The sequence below is a fragment of the Streptomyces sp. NPDC027663 genome, from assembly GCF_055566415.1.
The window spans coordinates 418,608-437,910 of sequence record NZ_JBVHSK010000002.1 but is presented as its reverse complement, the minus strand read 5'-3'; the positions used below and the strand labels follow the sequence as shown (position 1 = coordinate 437,910).

The following is a 19,303-nucleotide window of genomic DNA, read 5'->3' as shown; positions in this document are numbered from 1 at the left end:
TCACCCGGCAGGGCTTCTCCGCACTTGGGTTCGTCTTCTGGGGCGCCCATTCAGACTGCGTGCGTCAGCCGCGTGTGTGCAAAACGGAGGGGCAGCGGCGGCCTGTTGCCGACTGGTGCGGTCCATCAATGCCGCTTACTGGCGGGCCAAGTGGCGGAATCCCATGCCTGCTCGAACTCTGCCCGGCTAATCAGGCGAGCAGTAAATTCCGGCTGGTTGGACACATCGTCAATGGGGCCTACGGGGATTTCGCTCAGTCCGATTTCTGCTGACTCGTGAGAGCTGTCAGCTTTTAGTAGTCGACCATCTCGGTAACCTTGCACCTTGCGCACCTCGTATCCGTCGTCAGCGACTTCACTGTAGAATTTCGTCGGTTCCGACTCGAAGTCGTGCAACCAGTCCACCTGCCAATATTCCATGATCAGTTCTTTCCGTGACTGACGAGGCGGCCCGTTAGGTCGAGCGCCCCGTCATTCCGTATGACGTAGACGTCCGGCCGTTCAATGGACCGCATGACTTCCAGTCCGCGGACGTCTACCTCTATGTAATGGCTGAACTTGTGGCCAGCCCACGGTATTCGCATGAAGGCGTGCGAGAGCTGCCCGGCAGTCTTGGTTCCAGGTTTTATGTCGGAGAGGTACTGGCCATCGCCAAAACGTGCATCTTTAGGATTATGTGCTTTTATGGATGGGTGCATTTCGTTACTTCCAAGAATGCCGTTGTAGCCCTTCTCGTTCGTGTAGTGGTACAGGGTGCCGAGCTCTTCGTGAGGAACCCTTTCGACGGGTGGTTCACACTCGTCTGGCGCCAAACCCAGAGGGTCTCCCCAAGTATGAGGGTTGTGTACATACATATCCGGATTTGGTGCAGCGTCGAGCCCAAGGGGGTCCGGGGTGAGGTACCGGGCCGTCTCGGGGTCGTAGTGGCGGAAGTAGTTGTAGTGAAGGCCGGTTTCCGGGTCGTAGTACTGGCCCGGGAAGCGCAGGGGTGTGTAGGTGGTGCTGTTCGCCGCCCACGCCGTCGTCCCCCACAAGGTGCTGCGCGTGCGCCAGGCGATCTCGCCCCGTTCATCGACCAACTCGCTCGGGGTGCCGACCAGGTCGGTGACGATGGCGAAGAAGCGGGAGTCGATCTCCTGCTGGGGGGCTTCCGCCGCCGTGATGCGTTCCGTCTGGGACAGCGGGCGCAGGCCTTGGTGGTCCCAGGTCAAGGTGACCGGATGGGGGAGCTCCGTGGACGTTGTCGTCTGTTCGCAGAGTGTCGTGCCGTCCCAGGTGAAGGTCACCTGCTCCAGCACCGTTTCGCCGTCCTCCGCCATACGCAGTTTCGCCGTGCGGCGGCCCAAGGGGTCGTACGTGTACCGCCAGCGCGTGCCGTCCGGGGTCACTACCGAGGTCAGGCGGTCCTCGGCGTCCCACTCGTAGCGCCACGTGTCCGGCTTCCGGGACAGGCGGGTCTTCTGGCGCAAGGTGATGCGGCCCAGAGCGTCGTGTTCGTAGCGGACGTTGCCGGCTCGGGTGATGCGGGTGCCCGCGTAGGAACGGGGCCCCCTCGCCTCTGCGCCCGGATGGTCCGTCGGCCAGGACGCCTCGGTCTGGTTGCCCGCCTCGTCGTAGGCGTACCGCTCCGTCCAGCCCGCCGCGTGGACCGCCGTCACCCTGCCCGTCGCGTCGAGGTCGAAGCGGCGGGAGCCGGACAGGTGGTCCTCGATGCCGATCAGATTGCCGTCGGCTCGGTAGGTGTACGCCCGGTGCTGGACCCGGTGGCCCCCCGCGCCGGTCACCGACTGGGTCGTCAGGCGGCCCAGTGCGTCGAAGGTGTGCTCCAGGGCGATCGCGCCGGCGACGTGGCGGGTCAGTTCGCGGCCTGCCTCGTCGTACGTGAAGTCGATCGGCCGGCCCGACGCCACCATGCCCGTGCGGCGGCCCGCCGCGTCGTACGACCACGTCGTCTCGGCTCCGGTCGGGGTGGTGCGGCCCGTGCGGCGGCCCAGTGCGTCATACGTGTACGTCACCGTGCGGCCGTCGACCGTCTCCGAGTGCAGGCGGCCGTAGCGGTCCCGTAGGAGCGTCAGTGTGGTGCCGTCGGGGCCGGTCGCCCGGGCCAGTTGGTCGGTAAGGTCGTAGGCGTATGTGGTGATTCGGCCCGCCGTGTCCTTGCGGAGGACTTGGCCGAATTCATTTCGCTCGAAGGACGTCACCTCGCCGAGCGCGTTCCGCCGCGAGGCCAGGCGGCCCGCCGGGTCGTACTCGTACGTCAGGCTGCGGTCGTCGAAGTCCGTTTCCGTCACCAGGCGGCCGGCCGCGTCGTATGCGTACTTCCACGTCAGGCCCTGCGGGTTCGTGACCTTGGTCAGGCGTAGTTCCGTGTCGTGGTCGAACTCGTAGCGGACGCCGTCCGGGCCCGTGCGTGCCGTCAGCAGGTCGAAGTGGGTGTACTCGAAGCGCGAGACGCCGCCGAGCCGGTTCGTGTGGGTCGTGCAGTTGCCCTCGCCGTCGTACGTCCACCTCTCCGTGGTGCCGTCGGGGGCCGTGCGGCCGGTCAGCCAGCCTTCGATCGACCATTCCAGGAGGGTTTCTGCGCCGGTGGGGTCCGTGACAGCCGTCGGGAGGCCAAGAGCGTTCCGCTCGTACCGGGTGGTCGCGCCCAGCGGGTCCGTCACCTCCACCGGGAGACCCGCGCGGTCGCAGACGACCGTCGTCGTGTTGCCCAGCGGGTCCGTCACCGACGTCAGGTGACCGGCCTGCGTGTACGCGAAGCGGGTCGTCTGGCCCGCCGGGTCCGTCACCGACGTGCGGTTGCCGCGCTCGTCGTACGTCTGGCGGGTCACCGTGCCGTCGGCGTGCACCACCTTCACCGGCAGGCCCAGGTCGTTGTACTCCGCCCTGGTTCCGCGGTCGTCCGGGCGGGTGACCGACGTCAGGTTGCCCGGCTCGTCGTACTCGAACGTCGTCGTGTGACCCAGCGGATCCGTCGTGGACAGCAGGCGGTTGTAGCGGTCCCGGCGGTAGCGGGTCGTCGCGCCGAGCGGGTCGGTCTCCGCCACCACCTGCCAGGCGTCGTTGACCAGGTAACGGCGGGTGTGACCCTCGGACGTCGTCGCCGTCGTCGTCCGCAGACCCGTCTCGGGGTCCGGGTCCCCGTACGTCAGGCGGAGCGCCATGTGGCCTGCCGAGCCACCCTCCGCGATGCAGCGGTTCCGGTCGTCGTACTCGTACGTGTAACTGCGGTCGTTCGTGTCCGTCCAGGAGGTGATCCGGCCCGCCTCGTCGTACGTGAAGCGGAGCGGCAGACCGGAGGAGTTGGTGACTTCCGTGAGGTTGCCGTCCGCGTAGCCGAAGCGCTTCAGTTCCTCGCCGGTCGCGGCCAGGTGGTACGCCGTGACGCGGCCTGACTCCGTCGTGATGCGGACGCCCTGGCCGGCGTTCGTGAAGACACCCAGAGGGGTGCCCTCGACGTCGTACTCGAAGGTGATCCAGTTGCCGTTGCGGTCGTCGATCTGTTCCAGGACCGCCAGGCCGGGGCCCCGGTCGGCGAAGTGCCAGGTGCGGTGGGTCCGCGGGTCCGTGATCGTGTAGCCGCCGTCCACCCGGTCCAGGGGGCGGCGGGGGCCGTGGCTCGGCAGGGTCGGCAGGCCGGGGGCCGGGTGGGGGTACGACAGGAGGAGGCCGTCCTCCGTGACGTGGACGACTCCCTCCGCGTCGACCTCCAGCCGCTGGTCCAGGGTGGAGGACCAGGAAGGGCCGAACCAACGGCCGATGTGGTACCCGGACTCGACTCGCCTGGTCAGCAGCAGTGGCAGGGCGCCGGGGAGGGTGACGTCCGTCTGCGGCAGGTACATCTTGCCGGTGGCAAGGTCAATGGGGTCGGTGCCGCCGCTGTGTACCGAGTCACCATCCCGGGTGGGCTGTACGGGGTCCTCGTCCAACTGACCCCGCCCCGATCTCCCGGCCGCCCCCTCCGCCCCGGCTCGTGCTTCCCGTCCCGCCGCCGTTTCTGCCGCGCGTCGGGCGAGTCCCGTCTCGGCGGCCTTGCGGGCCAGCCCCGCCTCCATGCCGAGGCCCTTGGTGCCGAAGGCTTCGGGGAGCATGCGGCCGCCGAACTCGGAGGGGTCCTTGCGGAACTCGTCCCACATGGTCTTCGCGGTGCGTTCGGGGTGGGCGCCGCTGGAGACCAGGCCGGAGAGCGTCATGCTGACGTTCTGCATGTAGGCGGCCGGGTGGGTGACGTTGTAGGGGTCGGTGGGGTTCAGGCCGCGGACGAAGTTGACCAGGCCTGCCGTGCCTTTGACGACGCCCCCACCGAAGTGGGTGAGTTCGATGCCGGTGGACAGGGCGCCGTCCTTCAGGTTGCCCTCGAGGCGGTCCAGGGGCGGGGGCTCGGCCGGGGCGTGGGCCAGGGCCTCCTTCACCTTGCCCTGCGCTTCGGAGGCGGCGGTGTTGCGCTGCTTGCGGGCCTCGGCCAGCTTGTGCACGGCGGCCTTGACGTCGGCCTTGCCCGCGTCGAGGTCCTGGTGCGGCTTGGGCCCCGGGTTCTCACCCGCGCGGATCTTGGCGTTGTAGGTCTCGGCCTTGTGCTCGTAGTCGTCAGCCGCGTCCTTGCCTGCCTTCACGCCCTTCTTGTAGAGCTCGACGGCCTCCTTGGCCCGGTCCTGCGCCCACTTGACGGTGTCCGCGTACGACTCCAGCGCCGCCGCAGCCGTGCTGCAGGCCTCGGCCGCCTGCGCCCACTTCGTGGGATGCACGCCGAACTTCTTGCGGAAGGCGTCGCCGCCCTCGCCCTTCCAGCCGGAGGAGTCGACCTTCTTCAGCCCCTGGCTGACCTTGTCGAACGCGCCGTGGAAGTCCCGCAGGTGCTTGGCACTCTCCCGGATCTTCGACGGGCTGCCGTGGACGAGTTCGTTCGCCTCCTCCGTCTCGCCGAGCTGCTGCTCACCGGGGGTCGCACCCAGGTCGGAGGCGACCCCGTCACCCCAGTCCTCCACCACGTCGGCCGCCTTGTGCGCCCCGACGTAGTCCAGGCCGTCACCGATCTTGTCGGTGGTGTAGTCGACGCCCTCACCGAGGAGTTTCTTGCCGCCGTCCAGGAGCTTCTCGCCGCTGCCCAGGAGCGAGTTGGTGATGTCCCCCATGCCCATCAGCGCTCACCGCCCTGCTGCTCGGCGGCCTTGGCACGCTCCTCGGGGGAGGGGCCGAAGGTGTCGTCCAGATACTTGGCGTACTCGGCGTCCGTCATGCCCAGTTTCCCCGCGTCCGGGCTCAGCGGTCCCAGGGCCTGGGAGGTCATCACATCCCGCCCGGCGTCCTTCCAGCCCTGCTTGCTGTTGGCCCACGCCTGCTCGAAGGACTCCTTGCTGTAGTCGACGTCCCCGCCCCACGCGCCGGACGTGGCGATCTCGCCATAGCCCATCTTCTGCACGTCCTCCTCGGACGCGTACGGATTCCCGACGACCGCGTTCTCGGCCACCTTGATGGTGCCCTCGACGTACTGGTCCGTCTCGTAGTACGTGCCCGCCGCCAGCCCCGTCTTCTGCGCGAACCCGTTGCCCTCATGGATCAGCGACCGCACGCCCCACTCCCAGCGCTCACAGAACGACTGGAACTCACCCGTCAGACCCTCGTGCCCCAACTCCAGCCCGGACAGCGCGATCTCACCGAAGCCACGCCCGGCCCCGGCCGTGCCGACCATGCCCAGCTCCTTCAACTCGCCCAGCGCCTCGGTCAGACCCTTCGCGATCAGACCGAGCCCCTGCGTCGCCAGGTCCTTGCCACCGCCGTCGGTCACTTCTCAGCCCCCGCCCCGCTGTCGACGTCCACCGCAGCCTCGTCCGGCACGATCCCCCGCACCGGCGGAAACAGCACACCGCCGTCCGCCCCGTCCGCGCAGTCCAGCGCCACCCCGCACGGCACCCCGACCGCCGGCACCGCCGCGTCCAGCAGGCGTGCCCCCAGCCACCGCTGGTACTCCCACTCGCGAGAAGCCTCACCGCGAGCCACCGCAAACCGCGCCAACGCCTGCTTGTTCGAAAAGGCGTAGAACCAGCGCACACCACCGAAGTCCGCGGCCAGCGGACTCCCCGTCTCCGTATCCAGAGGAACGAGCACGGCCGTGCGCCGGAACTCCCCCAACAGCGCAGCGAACTCACGCCGACGCAGCTCGCTCTCGGCAACGGCGGTGGGCATGCCGGGTGCCTCCGGAATCGCGGTCTCCGGCTCCTTCATCCCCGGACCCGCGGTCCCGCTCTCCGAAGTCTCCGGCTCCGTGGCCTCCGGCCCCGTGCTCTCCGCCTCCGCGGCACCGGTCATGTCCGCGTAGTCGTACAGCCGTGACCTGCGGGCGCCCTCCGTCGAAGCGACGTCTCCCCCATGTTCAGCCATGCCCGCGATCATCACACCGGCATATTGGCGACTGCAACGCGAAAGTCGGCGTGAACGGTCAGGTCCGGCCAGGCGCACGCCACCTCCCGCACATGACGGCGCCCGGGGCCGCAGAGGTCCCGGGCGCCGTACGTCAGCAGGCGTTCACGTCACGGCATCGCGTGCACGTGCGCTCCCACCGGGTTGGACCACGCGTTCCCGGACGCCGCGTCCCAGTTCGTGGACCAGGTCATCGCGCCCCGCACGTCGGGGTAGGTCCTGGACGGCTTGAAGGTGCCGCAGCCGGTGCCCTTGGCCAGGCAGTCCAGGGCGTTGTTCACCACGGTCGGGGAGACGTAGCCGCCGCCCGCCGCGCGGGTGGAGGCCGGCAGGCCCAGGCCCACCTGGGAGGGGGAGAGGCCGCCCTCCAGCTGGATGCAGGCCAGGGCGGTGAGGAAGTCCACCGTGCCCTGCGAGTACACCTTGCCGTCGCAGCCCAGCATGGAACCGCTGTTGTAGTACTGCATGTTGACGACCGTGAGGATGTCCTTCACGCTCAGTGCCGTCTGGAAGTAGGCGTTCGACGTGGACTGCATGTCGATCGTCTGGGGGGCCATCGTGATGATCAGGGACGAGCCCGCCTTCGAGGAAAGGGAGCGCAGTGCCTGCGTCATGTAGGTCGCGTTGAGGCCGTTCTCCAGGTCGATGTCGACGCCGTCGAAGCCGTACGTCTGCATCAGCGAGTGGACGGAGTTCGCGAAGTTCGTGGCCGAGGACGCGTCGTTGACCGACACCGTGCCCTTCTCGCCGCCGATCGAGATGACGACCTTCTTGCCCGCCGCCTGCTTGGCCTTGATGTCGGCCTTGAACTGGTCGACCGTGTAGCCGCCGAGGCCGGCCGAGTCCAGGTTGAAGGACACGGCTCCCGGTGTGGACGTCGCGTCCGCGAAGGCCACCGCGATGATGTCGTAGGCGGAGGGGACGTCGGACAGCTTCTGGACCGTCGCGCCGTTGTCGAAGTTCTGCCAGTAGCCGGTCACCGCGTGCTTGGGGAGCGTCCCGCCCCCGCCGCCCGTGCCGGAGGACGTGGTGCCCGTCACCGTCGCCGACTTCGCCGACTCGCCCGCCGCGTTCGTGGCCGTGACCTGGAACGAGTACGACGTCGAGGCCGCCAGACCGGTCACCGTCGCCGACGTGCCGGTCACCGCCGTGACCTTCGTGCCGTTCCGGTAGACGTTGTAGCCCGTCGCGCCCGGCACCGCGGACCAGGACAGGGAGACCGAGGAGGAGGTCGTGCCCGAGACGGTGAGGCCGGCCGGGGCCGCCGGGACCGTCGGGGCCGGGTCGCCGCCTCCGCCGCCGTCGGGGCCGTACACGGAGATGTCGTCGGCGTAGTAGGCCGCCTGGCCGTACCAGCCGTGGGTGTAGACCGTGACCGAGGTCGTGGACGCGCCCGTGGTGAAGGTCGTCGTCAGCTGCTTCCACGCCGGGGAGTCGGGGGTCCAGGTGGAGACGTCCGTCGTGCCGGTGCCGGTCACGCCCAGGTAGGAGTAGCCGCCCTGCACCCACGCGCTCAGCGTGTACGTCGAGTTGGGCTTCACCGCCACCGGCTGGGTGCACCTGGCGTTGTCCTGGCCGGCCGGAGTCGCCTTCAGGGCGCCCGTGCCGCCGTGCACGGGAGAGGAGACGGACGTGCCGCTGCCGGACGTGCACGTCCAGTTGGCCAGGCCGGACTCGAAGCCCGCGTTCTTGACGTTGTTGACGTCCGCCGCGGAGGCGGGGGAAGCGGCGAGGCCCGCGAACGAGAGGGCCAGGGCGGTGGCGGCGGACCACACCGCGAGCCGCCGTCCGCGGGGTCTGGGTATGCCTGGTGCGCGGTCCACATGAGCCTCCGGTGGGGGAGTTGACGGGGAGAGGGGGAGTGCACGGTGGCCACCGCTTGCCTACAAGTTGGTCCAGACCAATCCGGGGTGTCAAGAGGTCCAGACCGAAACCGTCTCCGTTCACTCGCTCAACCTGTCCGGGTTTGGCGGGACTTGCGTCAGGAGAGTTCCACACCGGCTTCACAAACGCTGTTCTCCGGTCATACGGCCGTGGATACAGTGCTCACGTAGTCACGCAATGAAGTCGTCCTGGCGCATGGGAGTTACACCGATGGGCCGGAGGGTGTGAAGAGCGGGGAGCTGCGCGTGCCAACTGCCATTGCCGTGACCAGTGCCGACATGGCGCTGCCGGCGCAGGACGAACGGACCATGCCCGCCGTCGTGCTGAGCGACCTCGACCGCAAGCCGCTGGACCACGCGCTCACCGAACTGCACACCCTGACCGAGCAGTACGGGTACGTGGTCGTCGTGTGTTCACAGGCCACCCCGGAACCGGTCGTCCGGCGCCTGCACACCCTGCGCTCGCTGCTGGAGAGCGACCGCATCGCCCTGTTCCGGCCCGAGCTGCCGCCGCTCGGCATCGCCGTCCTGGCCCGGCAGCTGCGCCAGCTCGCCTCCTGCGACCTGAGCCCGGGGGTGCTCGCCTCCGCCGGCCGGCTGCTCACCCACTACATCCACGCCGGCGCCGTCCTCGGCTCCGTCGCCAGACTGGACCGGGTGCCGGTCGGGCTGAAGGCACACGCCAGATCCTGGGTGCCCGGCAGCCAGTTCGCCGTCGTCGCGCATCCCGAGCCGCAGCTCGTCAAGGTCACCCCGGACGCCACCCTCAAGGGGCCCGAGTTCAGCACCTGGATGCTGGTCGCCAAGGGCCAGTTGCAGAGCGAGTGGGCCGCCGGGCTCGGCACCCGGTGGAGCGTGCACGGGCTGCGCGAGACCCCGCTGCCCGCCGAGTCCCCGGTGTGGTGGGGGACCGGACGCCTGGTCGAGTTCTGCAGCTACCTCGCCGACCTGTCGGTCCTCTACCAACTGGTCACCTCCGTACGGCAGACCGGCTGCCACTGGTGCGGCCTCGACGTCATCGGAGACCGGTGCGTCTTCTGCTCCGCCACCCCGCCACCCGCCCACGAACCCGCCGCGCCCCGCGCACTGGAGCAACGCGCCCCCGCCTGACCGGCCCGGACACGACCCTCACATCCCGCTCGACCGAGTCCCCCAATGAGGTTGCACGGTTCATGAACTCCCGTCAGCGCCGCGGCGTGATACTCCTGATCCTGTCGGTCCTGTGCGCTCTCGGCGCCTTCGCCGGCGTGCTCTCCGTCGTCCATGACGTGAATTCCAAGGTCGGCCCCGAGGTCACCGCCTACCGGGTCAAGTCCGAGGTCGAGCCGTACACCGCCCTGGACACCGGCCAGTTCGAGAAGATCAAGATGCCGCGGCGGTGGCTGTCCGGCAACGCCGTCACCGATCTGAGCAGGATCCGCGGCAAGATCGCCGTCACGACCCTGCGCGCCGGCTCCCTGCTGCAGACCGACATGATCGTCGACCAGCCCGCCCTCCAGCCGGGCCAGCAGGAGGTCGCCATCATGATCGACGCGGCCACCGGCGTCGCCGGCAAGATCACCCCCGGCTCGCGCGTCAACGTCTACGCCACCTTCGAGGGGGAGAAGGAGGGCGACCCCGACCAGTCGAAGATCATCGTCACCAACGCCCGGGTCCTCGACGTCGGCCACATCACCGCCCTCGACCCCGACCGCAGCAAGAACCAGCAGCAGCCCACCGAAGCCGTCCCCATCACCTTCGCGCTGTCCGCCCTCGACGCCCAGCGCATCACCTACGCCGAGTCCTTCGCCCAGCGCGTCCGGCTCGCGCTCGTGGCCCCCGGCAGCGAGACCAGCGTCCCGGACAAGGACCGCACCTACGAACTCGCGACGGACAAGTGAGAGGCGGCCATGCCCACCAGGATCCTCCCGGCCGGCGCGGACCCGGACGCCGTCCGCTCCCTCACCACCCTGCTCAGCCAGCTGCCCGACGCCGAACCACAACCCCCGGTGACCGACTCCACGCAACTGGTCGACACCCTCGCCCGGCTGGCCGCCGAGTCGGTCGACGAACTCCCCGAGGTCGTCGTCGTCCACGAACGCATCGGCCCGGTCCCCGCCCTGGAGCTGATCCGCGAGGTCGCCCTGCGTTTCCCCGCCGTCGGCGTCATCCTCGTCACCACCGACGCGAGCCCCGGCCTGTTCGCCGCCGCCATGGACTCCGGCGCCCGCGGCCTCGTCGCGCTCCCGCTGTCGTACGAGGAACTCGCCAACCGCGTGCAGGCGGTGGCCCAGTGGTCCACGGGCGTACGACGGCACCTCGGCCACGGCGCCGACGTGTTCGGCGGCGCCGGCGGCACGGTCGTCACGGTCAGCGGCGCCAAGGGAGGCGTGGGCGCCACACTGACGGCGGTCCAGCTCGCCCTCGCCGCACAGGCCTCCGGCCGCCCCACCGCCCTGGTCGACCTCGACCTGCAGACCGGTGACATCGCCTCCTACCTCGACATCCAGTTCCGCCGGTCCGTGGCCGACCTCGCCGCCATCACCGACATCTCACCCCGTGTCCTCGCCGACGCCGTCTACCGCCACGACACCGGCCTCGCCCTGCTCCTCGCGCCCGGCGAGGGCGAACGCGGCGAAGAGGTCAGCGACCGAGCCGCCCGCCAGATCGTCAGCGCCCTGCGCTCCCGCTACGAGGTCGTGGTCATCGACTGCGGCGCCCAGCTGAGCGGCGCCGGGGCGGCGGCCGTCGAGATGGCCGACACCGCCCTGCTCGTCACCACCCCGGACGTCATCGCGGTGCGCGCCGCCAAGCGCACGGTACGGATGTGGGACCGGCTGCAGATCCGCAAGGCCGAGGAGACCACGGCCGTGGTCAACCGGCACACGCGCAGTACGGAGATCCAGCCCGCGCTGGTGCAGCGCATCACCGGGACCGCGCTGGCGCGCACGGCCGTACCCGCCAACTTCAAGGAACTGCAGGGTGTCGTGGACGCGGGCCGGGTGCACGAACTCGACGCCAAGAGCACGGTGAAACAGGCCCTGTGGGGACTCGCGGGGGAGCTGGGGCTGGTGAAGGGCGCCGCCGAGACGGGCTCCCACCGAAACGGAGGCCGGGGGCCGGGCGGCTTCCGGCGGCGGAAGGAGTGAGCGCTCCATGAAACGGCCGGGCGGGGACCGGGGACAGGTGAGCATCGAGCTACTCGGGATGACTCCGTTGATCGTTCTGACGCTGGTGCTGATGTGGCAGGCCGTGCTGGTGGGGTACACCTTCACGCTCGCGGGGAATGCTGCGGACGAGGCGGTGCGGGCGGGTACCGCGGCGCCGCGGGGAGAGGCACGTCAGGCCGCGTGCGCCGAGGCGGGGCTGAAGCACCTGTCGGCAGCGTGGAAGGGGGACGCGTCGGTGCGCTGCAATCCGTCCGGCTACGTCACGGCCGACGTCCGCCTCAAGGTCCCGGTCCTCTTCCCGGGCGTGATCTCCTTCCCGGTCACCGTGCACGGCCGGGCCGGCGCCGTGGAGGAGGTGAAGGACTGAGATGCCGTACCGCCGTAGGCGCGACGCGGGCCAGGTCGCCATCGAATACCTCGGTTTCATCCCGGTCCTGCTCATCGTCGGGCTGGCCGGCTTCCAGATCGGGGCCGTCGCCTACGCCGCCGAGCAGGCCGGTACGGCGGCCCGGGCGGGGGCGCGGGCGGCCTCCCTGCGGCAGGAACCGCAGCCGGCGTGCGCACAAGCCGTCAGCGGCGGGCTGTCGGTGAAGTGCGGCGAGAGCGGCGGAGGGGCCGACTCGGTCACCGTCACCGCCCGGGTCGGCATCCCCTCGATCATCCCGGGCTGGGACTTCGACCCCGCCGAGAAGACCGCCACCATGCCGCTGGACCACTGAGTGAGGAGCCGCCGACCATGAGCCTGCGGGCACGCATCAGCACTCCGGAGGAGCACGGCAGCCGGGGCGAGGACGGGCATCTGGTCGCCTCCTACCGGGCCAAGCTGCTGGAGGAGATCGACCTCGCGGAGATGAGTTCGCTGGCCGCCGCCGAGCGCCGGGCACGGCTGGAGCGGGTGCTCGGGCACATCATCAGCCGCGAGGGGCCGGTGCTGTCGACGGTCGAGCGGTCCCAGCTGATCCGCCGGGTCGTGGACGAGGCGCTCGGCCTCGGCATCCTGGAACCGCTCCTGGAGGACGCGTCGATCACCGAGATCATGGTCAACGGGCCGGACACGATCTTCGTGGAACGCGGCGGCCGGGTCGAGCAGCTGCCGCTGCGGTTCGCCTCCGCGGACCAGCTGATGCAGACCATCGAACGGATCGTGTCGACGGTCAACCGCCGGGTGGACGAGTCGAACCCGATGGTGGACGCCCGCCTGCCCTCCGGCGAGCGCGTCAACGTCATCATCCCGCCGCTCTCGCTGACCGGCCCGATCCTCACCATCCGCCGCTTCCCGCGCTCCTTCACCCTCCAGGAGCTGATCGGCTTCGGCTCGCTGGACGAGCACATGGTGTACCTGCTGGCGGGGCTGGTGCAGGCGAAGTTCAACATCATCGTGTCCGGCGCGACCGGCACCGGAAAGACGACCCTGCTGAACGCGCTGTCCGGTCTGATCCCGTCCCACGAACGCATCATCACCATCGAGGACTCCGCCGAACTCCAGCTCCAGCAGACGCACGTGGTCCGCCTGGAGTCGCGTCCGCCGAACGTCGAGGGCAAGGGGCAGGTCACCATCCGCGACCTGGTCCGCAACTCCCTGCGCATGCGCCCCGACCGGATCGTGGTCGGTGAGGTCCGCGGCGGTGAGTCCCTCGACATGCTCCAGGCGATGTCCACGGGCCACGACGGATCACTGGCGACCGTGCACGCCAACAGCGCCGAAGACGCCCTCACCCGGCTCCAGACCCTGGCCTCGATGTCCGACGTCGAGGTCCCCTTCGTGGCGCTGCACGACCAGATCAACAGCGCGGTCGACGTCATCGTCCAGCTCACCCGGTTCGCCGACGGCGCCCGCCGCATCACCGAGATCGCGCTGCTCGACAGCCACGGCGGGGAGCCGTACCGGCTGGCGACCGTCGCCCGCTTCGACGCACGGCCCATGACACCCGACGGCCGCGTACCCGGCGCCTTCCAGTACTTCCCGCTGCCCCGCCGTACCGCCGACCGCCTCTACATGGCGAGCCAGCCCGTCCCGCAGGCCTTCGGCGTCGCCCACTGCGCCGAACAGCTCGCCACCCGAGAAGCCAGGTAGGTAGTCCACCCATGGAACTCCACACCCTCGTCCAGCTCACCACCGGCGTGGCGCTGCTGACCTGCGTCCTGGCGGTGGCCGGCGTCCACACGTACGCCTCGGGCCGGGCCCAGCGCGCAGCCCTGGTCGACCGCCTCTCGCACACCGGCGCGTCCCCGTCGGCCGGCCGCAGGCGCCGCTTCCGGGACCTGGACCGGCGGCTGCGCCGCACCCGGTTCGGCCGCCGGCTGGAGCTGCGGCTGGCGGCGACCGGCCTGGACCTCACGCCGGGCGAGTTCTTCGTCTACATGCTCGCCACGGTCGCCGCGCTCTGGCTGATCGGCCAGGCCACCCTGGCCCCCTTCTTCGGCCCCCTCGCGGGACTGCTCGGCATCTGGGCGGCGGTCCAGTTCCTCAACTGGCAACGCCAGAAACGCATCGAACGCTTCATCGGCCAACTCCCCGACCTGGCCCGCATCCTGGCCAACGCCACCCAGGCCGGACTCGCCCTGCGCACCGCCATCGGCATGGCGGCGGAGGAGCTGGAGGCCCCGGCCGGCGAGGAACTGGCCAAGGTGGCCGACCAGCTGGCCATCGGCCACTCCCTGGACGACGCGCTCGGCGAACTCGCGGACCGGCTCCCCTCCCGCGAGCTGGTCGTCCTCGTCACGACGCTGGTGCTGTCGAACCGGGCGGGCGGCCAGGTGGTGTCGGCCCTGCGCAACCTGACCGAGACCCTGGAGGAACGCAAGGAGACCCGGCGCGAGATCCGCACCCAGCTCTCCCAGGTGACCATGACGTCGTACGCCGTACCTGTGCTCGGCATCGGCGCGCTGTTCCTGATGAACGGTGTGAAGGACGGCGCCCTGGACCGCATGACCGGCTCACCGGCCGGCCAGGCCTGCGTGATCATCGCCTTCGCCATGTACGCCGTCGGCTTCGTCCTCATCCGCCGGCTCAGCCGGATCGACGTGTGAGGGAGGTGACCCGATGGCATTCCTGCTCGCCCTGCTGACGGGCCTCGGCGTCTTCGGGGCCTTCACCGGCATCCGGATGTACCGCGCGGACGCCAGGCTCCCCGGCGACCTCGCCGTCGCCCTGGAGGTCGGCGCCACCCGCACCGGTGCCGTCGGCTCCGTCATCGACCGCATGGGCATGCGCTACGCCCCCGCCGTGCTGCGCCTGATGGGCCCGCGCATGGTGGCCAAGTACCGCAGGAAGATCGACCTCGCGGGCAATCCCGGCGGCCTGACGATCGACCGTTACGCGGCCCGCCGCGCGGTCTACGGCGCACTCGGCGGCGTGGGCTGCCTGGTCTTCCTGCTCCGCGGCCAGTGGTTTGTGGCCGTGCTCCTGCTGCTGTTCGGTGCCTTCTGGACGGAGGTCGGCATCTGGTCGGCGATCCGGGTCCGCAAGGACGTCATCGAACGCACCCTGCCCGACTTCCTGGACGTACTGGCGGTCGTGGTGAGCGCGGGCCTCGGCTTCCGCCAGGCCCTGGACCGGGTCGCCACCCGCTACGAGGGTCCCTGGGCCGACGAACTGCGCATCACGCTCCGCCAGATGGACCTCGGCATGAACCGCCGCCAGGCCTTCGCGGAACTGCGCCGGCGCAACGACTCCGAGCAGGTGGCGATGTTCGTGACGGCGCTGCAGCAAGGCGAGGAACTGGGCGCACCCATCGTGGACACCCTGGTCTCCCTGGCCAAGGACATGCGCCGCACCGACGCCCAGAACGCCCGCCGCAAGGCCGCCCGCGCGGTCCCCAAGGCCACGCTGATGATCACCACGTTCATGGTCCCGGCGACGATGCTGCTGCTCGGCGCCGGCCTGCTGCTGGGCTCCGGGGTGGACTTCGGCTCGCTCACGGGGAAGTGAGGCGGGCATGACGGCGACAGGACTGACGGGTCTCACAGGCCGCGGGAGCGGGGAGGGGGGAGTGCGACTCGGGTCGCGGTTTCGGGGCATGGGCGGGTGGTTCGTACGGCGACCGGGGCGGCCGGTGCCGCAGGGGCGACCGCTGCCGCAGGGGCGGCCGCTGCCGCAGGGGCGGCCGCTGCGGCCGTTGCGGAGGCTGCGGCTGTCGCGGCCGGCCCGGCCGGCCATCGACCACCTCGACCGCGCCGCCGGTCTCGATCAGGCAGAGCACGCCGTCGGCGTCGACCGCGTCGATCCCGCCGACGGGCTCGACCCTGCGGACCACGCCGTCGGCGTCGGTCACGCCGACCTCGCCGTACCACCCCCGGCCGAGCCCTCCGAGAAGCTCCAGATCCGTGCCCTGCAGGCGATGTGCCGCCAGGTCTTCGGCTTCCGGCTGGCGATGATCGTCCTGTCGGCCCCCGCAGCTCTCCTCAACGCGGCACCCGGCCTGGGGGCCCGTCTGGTCGGGGCTGCCGTGGTCGTCACGTTCATGGTGTCCTACGTCCTCTTCCGCGACTGGGAACGCTTCGGCCCCCTCCTGCTGCGCCACCCCAGCGTCCTGGCCGCCGACACCCTCTTCGGCTCGTTCCTCCTGATCTCGGCGGGCCCGGACACCACCCTCGCCTACGTCAGCGTCTGCACCCCGCTCCTGGCCGGCCTGGTCTACAGCTGGCGCGGCGCGGCCTGCTTCGCCTCCCTGCAGTCCCTGATCCTGCTCCTGGTCCACGCCACCCTGAAGGCCGACCGGCACGCCCCCGTCGCCGAGGCCCTGCTGCTGCCCGGCCTGTGCGTCATCGCCGGGGCCATGGGCTCGACCCTGCGCAACCTGATGCTCCGCTTCGGCGCCGCGACCCAGGCCCTGACGACGGTCCAGGCCCGCCTGGCGGCGGCGGAGGCGGTGAGCGCGGAACGGGCTCGGCTGGCCCGGGAGATGCACGACTCGGTGGCCAAGACCCTGTACGGCGTGGCCCTGGCGGCGGACGGCCTGGCGGCCACGGCCTCGGCAGCCGCCCCCGACCCGGCCCGCATCAGGGACCAGGCGGAACTGGTGTCCCGCTCGGCCCGCAGGGCGGCGGCGGAGTCCCGGGAACTGCTGACGGACCTGCGGCGTGAGCGGTCGGAGCGGCCGCCGTTCTGGCACGAACTGGCACAGGCGGCCGAACAGGCCGGCAAGCGCACGGGCCTGCGGATCACCTGCCACTGGCCGCCTGACGCCCCCGGCCTCCCACCCCTGCCCGCCCCCCTGGCCCGCCACCTCCTGTCCATCGCCACGGAAGCGCTGGAGAACGCCCACCGTCACGCGTCCGCGACCGGCGTGGACATCCGGGCGGCGGTCCGGGGAGACCTGCTCTGCCTCACGATTCACGACGACGGCACCGGCCTGCCACCCGGCACGACACTCGAACAGCTCCGCACCACCGGTCACTTCGGCCTGCTCGGCATGGTCGAACGGGCCGCACAGGCCGGCGCCCGCATCCGCATCGGACGGGGAACGCACGACCGGGGCACGGAGGTACGCCTGGACCTGCCCCTGCCCCCGTCCCTTCCCGTTCCGCCGACGACCCCCGTTTCCAGCAATCCCTGAGAGGAGGCACGATGCGGCTCCCGGACAACGACCACGTCCCCCCGCCGGCACCGACTTCGACTCCGCTGCGGCTGCTGGTCGCAGACGACAACCCCGTGGTCCGCGCCGGCCTGACTGCGCTGCTCTCGGGCCGCGCGGACACCACGGTGGTGGCGCAGGCGACGGACGGCCGAGGGGCGTACGAGGCGGCGCTGCGGCACCGGCCGGACGTCATCCTCCTCGACGTCCGCATGCCCGGAGTCGACGGAATCTCGGCGTTGCCCCACCTGGTGCCGCTGGCCCCGGTCATGATGCTGACCTACAGCCACGAGACGGAGACCGTACGGGAGGCACTGCGGCTGGGGGCAGGGGGATACCTGGTGCACGGCGAGTTCACGACGGAGCAGTTGGTGAGGGCGGTGCGGGACGTACGGGAGGGGCGGCCGCATGTGACCCCAGGGGCGGCGAGGGCGTTACTGACAGGGTTGCGGGAAGGTGCACCTGCACATGCCGTGCCCCAACCCCTGGACTCTGAACCGAATTTTGCCGCCACGCCTCTTTCGCAATTGCAACGGCCTGTGGGACAGTCGTTCCGATCGGAGTTCCGGCTGAGTGCGAGGGAGGCGGAGATCATGGACCTCATCGCGTCCGGCATGACCAACCAGCAGATCGCCGCCGCCTGCTTCATCAGCGAGAAGACGGTCAAGAACCACATCAACCGCATCTTCGCCAAGCTCCACAGCACAACGAGGTCACAGGCCGCGGCGAAGTGGCTGGGGGTGGCTTGAGATGGATGGGTGGGGGAGCACCACGGGGAGGAAATGGGCCTGGAGTTGGGTCCTGGGGCCCTCTGACGGGCGCCGTGCCCCGGCATACGTTTCCCGGATCGGCGGCGAAACCGGAAGGGACCACCATGAGCAACTGGTACAACACCACCGTTGCGTACCTACGGGCCCGTGTCGTCCGGAGCGACAGGGGCCAGACCGCGGTGGAGTACCTCGGCATCATCGCGGTGGTGGTGGCGATCGTCCTGGCTATCACCGGCACGAGCATCGGGCAGTCGATCTACGACGCGATCACCAACAAGATCGCCGAGGTCACCGGCGGCTGATTCCGCCGCTCCGCGACGCAGGGCAGGCCTTCCCCATCTACATCACGGTGGTGGCGGGCCTGCTCTTTCTCGCGTTCGCCTACCTTGCGGTCGGCCAGGCCGCGGTGAACAGGAGTGAGGCGCAGACGGCCGCGGATGCGGCCGCTCTTGCAGCTGCCCAGAACCGTCGGGACTACCTGGCGGAAAAATGGTTGGAGATCCTCAAGGACCCGACCAAGTGGCCGGACGTCTTCAACGGCGACGTGGGCGCGAATCCGTCGTGCTGGCGGGCTTACCAGCTCGCCGCAGAGAACGATAGCCAAGTCGACGGATGTGACGACTCGCAGCCGATGAAGATCACGGTCGAAGTCACGACGAACAAGCGGGTCGGGAAGTCGGTCGTCCCAGGGGTCGAGAACATCCAGTCGACCAAGTCTGCCACTGCCGTCGTCAAACCGATCTGCACGTTCGACCCCGCTGGCGAGGACGCTTCCTACGACGTCCCGCTGCCCGAGCTGGACTGCGACGGCAAGATCTGGAAACCGAATCCGGATACCCCTGAGGACCTGCCGGGACCAGAAAACCTGTTTGACGTCCACCTGGCCGACTCACCAGCGAACGATCAATGACGAAGGAAGCGGAGCGATGAGCATTCGGTTCACTGCGAAGGCCCGCAAGGGAATGGTCGCATTGACCGTTGCGGCTGGTCTGGCCATCGGTGTGGCCGGTTGCGGCGGAAGTGGCGGCGACGACAAGAAGCCGGACAGTTCAGCGTCCGCTTCCAAAGCGGGGGGATCCGGCCCCAGCGTCCAGGAAGGGCAGTCGGGCCAGCCGCTGGCCGAGCTGAAAGGCTCGAGGGGACTGGACCTCCAGATCACCTCCGCTCAACGTGACTCAGGTGGTTTCGTCACCGTCAACGGCACGCTGAAGAACGACGGTGCGCAGAGCCTCGTGATCCCGTCCGCCCTGAGCGGCAATGAAACCGAGATCATCAAGAACGGCAGGTCCCTGGGCGGAGCCGCGCTGGTTGATCCACAGGGCAAGAAGCGTTACTACGTTCTCCGGGACACAGAGGGCCGTCCGCTGACCACCACCGGATTCTCGACACTCAAGGCCGGTGAAACACTGGCGGTCTTCATGCAGTTCCCGGCACCCCCAGCGAGCACGTCCGACGTGGAATTCCAGCTGCCGACGTTCTCCTCCGCCACCATCCAGATCTCCGGTTGAG

The 19,303-nt window shown here is 69.8% G+C and carries 18 protein-coding genes; 13 read left to right on the top strand and 5 right to left on the bottom strand.

Annotated elements, in window-relative coordinates:
* Positions 1-125: 125 nt before the first annotated feature.
* The 5 genes from ACZ4SF_RS06830 to ACZ4SF_RS06810 form a co-directional block, all read right to left on the bottom strand.
* Positions 126-419, bottom strand: a complete 294-nt coding sequence (locus tag ACZ4SF_RS06830; RefSeq protein ID WP_468379221.1) for a DUF6881 domain-containing protein — start codon at positions 417-419, stop codon at positions 126-128.
* A gap of 2 nt (positions 420-421) precedes the next feature.
* Complete coding sequence (locus ACZ4SF_RS06825; protein WP_468379219.1) at positions 422-5,137, bottom strand: putative T7SS-secreted protein; 4,716 nt, start codon at positions 5,135-5,137, stop codon at positions 422-424.
* Positions 5,137-5,784 carry a hypothetical protein gene (locus ACZ4SF_RS06820; RefSeq protein WP_468379216.1) on the bottom strand — a complete coding sequence of 216 codons (648 nt, stop codon included), beginning with the start codon at positions 5,782-5,784 and terminating at the stop codon, positions 5,137-5,139. Before ACZ4SF_RS06820 ends, ACZ4SF_RS06825 begins: the two co-directional genes overlap by 1 nt.
* Positions 5,781-6,377 (bottom strand): hypothetical protein, encoded by a 597-nt coding sequence (locus ACZ4SF_RS06815; protein ID WP_468379214.1) that lies wholly within the window; start codon positions 6,375-6,377, stop codon positions 5,781-5,783. Before ACZ4SF_RS06815 ends, ACZ4SF_RS06820 begins: the two co-directional genes overlap by 4 nt.
* Positions 6,378-6,526: 149 nt before the next feature.
* Positions 6,527-8,239 carry a chitinase gene (locus ACZ4SF_RS06810; RefSeq protein ID WP_468379211.1) on the bottom strand — a complete coding sequence of 571 codons (1,713 nt, stop codon included), beginning with the start codon at positions 8,237-8,239 and terminating at the stop codon, positions 6,527-6,529.
* A gap of 285 nt (positions 8,240-8,524) precedes the next feature.
* On the opposite strand from ACZ4SF_RS06810, the gene ACZ4SF_RS06805 reads away from it, so the two are divergent.
* The 13 genes from ACZ4SF_RS06805 (at position 8,525) to ACZ4SF_RS06745 (ending at position 19,302) form a co-directional block, all read left to right on the top strand.
* Complete coding sequence (locus tag ACZ4SF_RS06805) at positions 8,525-9,409, top strand: hypothetical protein (protein WP_468379208.1); 885 nt, start codon at positions 8,525-8,527, stop codon at positions 9,407-9,409.
* 62 nt (positions 9,410-9,471) lie between these two features.
* On the top strand, positions 9,472-10,179 hold the full coding sequence (cpaB, locus tag ACZ4SF_RS06800; protein ID WP_468379205.1) for a Flp pilus assembly protein CpaB: 708 nt from the start codon (positions 9,472-9,474) through the stop codon (positions 10,177-10,179).
* A 9-nt stretch (positions 10,180-10,188) separates the two neighbouring features.
* Entirely contained in the window at positions 10,189-11,427 is a 1,239-nt protein-coding gene (locus tag ACZ4SF_RS06795) for an AAA family ATPase (RefSeq protein ID WP_468379203.1), read from the top strand.
* A gap of 7 nt (positions 11,428-11,434) precedes the next feature.
* The gene (locus ACZ4SF_RS06790) at positions 11,435-11,815 is read left to right on the top strand and encodes a pilus assembly protein (protein WP_468379200.1); all 381 of its coding nucleotides are present in this window, start codon (positions 11,435-11,437) and stop codon (positions 11,813-11,815) included.
* 1 nt (position 11,816) lies between these two features.
* The gene (locus ACZ4SF_RS06785) at positions 11,817-12,167 is read left to right on the top strand and encodes a TadE/TadG family type IV pilus assembly protein (protein ID WP_468379198.1); all 351 of its coding nucleotides are present in this window, start codon (positions 11,817-11,819) and stop codon (positions 12,165-12,167) included.
* Between the two features lie 17 nt (positions 12,168-12,184).
* Positions 12,185-13,522 carry a CpaF family protein gene (locus ACZ4SF_RS06780; RefSeq protein WP_468379195.1) on the top strand — a complete coding sequence of 446 codons (1,338 nt, stop codon included), beginning with the start codon at positions 12,185-12,187 and terminating at the stop codon, positions 13,520-13,522.
* Positions 13,523-13,533: 11 nt separating this feature from the next.
* Positions 13,534-14,478 carry a type II secretion system F family protein gene (locus tag ACZ4SF_RS06775; RefSeq protein WP_468379192.1) on the top strand — a complete coding sequence of 315 codons (945 nt, stop codon included), beginning with the start codon at positions 13,534-13,536 and terminating at the stop codon, positions 14,476-14,478.
* Positions 14,479-14,491: 13 nt separating this feature from the next.
* Positions 14,492-15,379: a DUF5936 domain-containing protein gene (locus ACZ4SF_RS06770; protein WP_468379190.1), complete on the top strand. Its 888-nt coding sequence runs from the start codon at positions 14,492-14,494 to the stop codon at positions 15,377-15,379.
* 124 nt (positions 15,380-15,503) lie between these two features.
* Complete coding sequence (locus tag ACZ4SF_RS06765) at positions 15,504-17,006, top strand: sensor histidine kinase (protein ID WP_468379188.1); 1,503 nt, start codon at positions 15,504-15,506, stop codon at positions 17,004-17,006.
* Between the two features lie 11 nt (positions 17,007-17,017).
* Complete coding sequence (locus ACZ4SF_RS06760; protein WP_468379185.1) at positions 17,018-17,773, top strand: response regulator; 756 nt, start codon at positions 17,018-17,020, stop codon at positions 17,771-17,773.
* 125 nt (positions 17,774-17,898) lie between these two features.
* Positions 17,899-18,096, top strand: a complete 198-nt coding sequence (locus ACZ4SF_RS06755; protein WP_468380406.1) for a Flp family type IVb pilin — start codon at positions 17,899-17,901, stop codon at positions 18,094-18,096.
* Complete coding sequence (locus tag ACZ4SF_RS06750; protein ID WP_468380404.1) at positions 18,096-18,704, top strand: pilus assembly protein TadG-related protein; 609 nt, start codon at positions 18,096-18,098, stop codon at positions 18,702-18,704. Before ACZ4SF_RS06755 ends, ACZ4SF_RS06750 begins: the two co-directional genes overlap by 1 nt.
* 16 nt (positions 18,705-18,720) lie before the next feature.
* Positions 18,721-19,302 (top strand): hypothetical protein, encoded by a 582-nt coding sequence (locus ACZ4SF_RS06745; RefSeq protein WP_468379182.1) that lies wholly within the window; start codon positions 18,721-18,723, stop codon positions 19,300-19,302.
* Position 19,303: the final 1 nt, after the last annotated feature.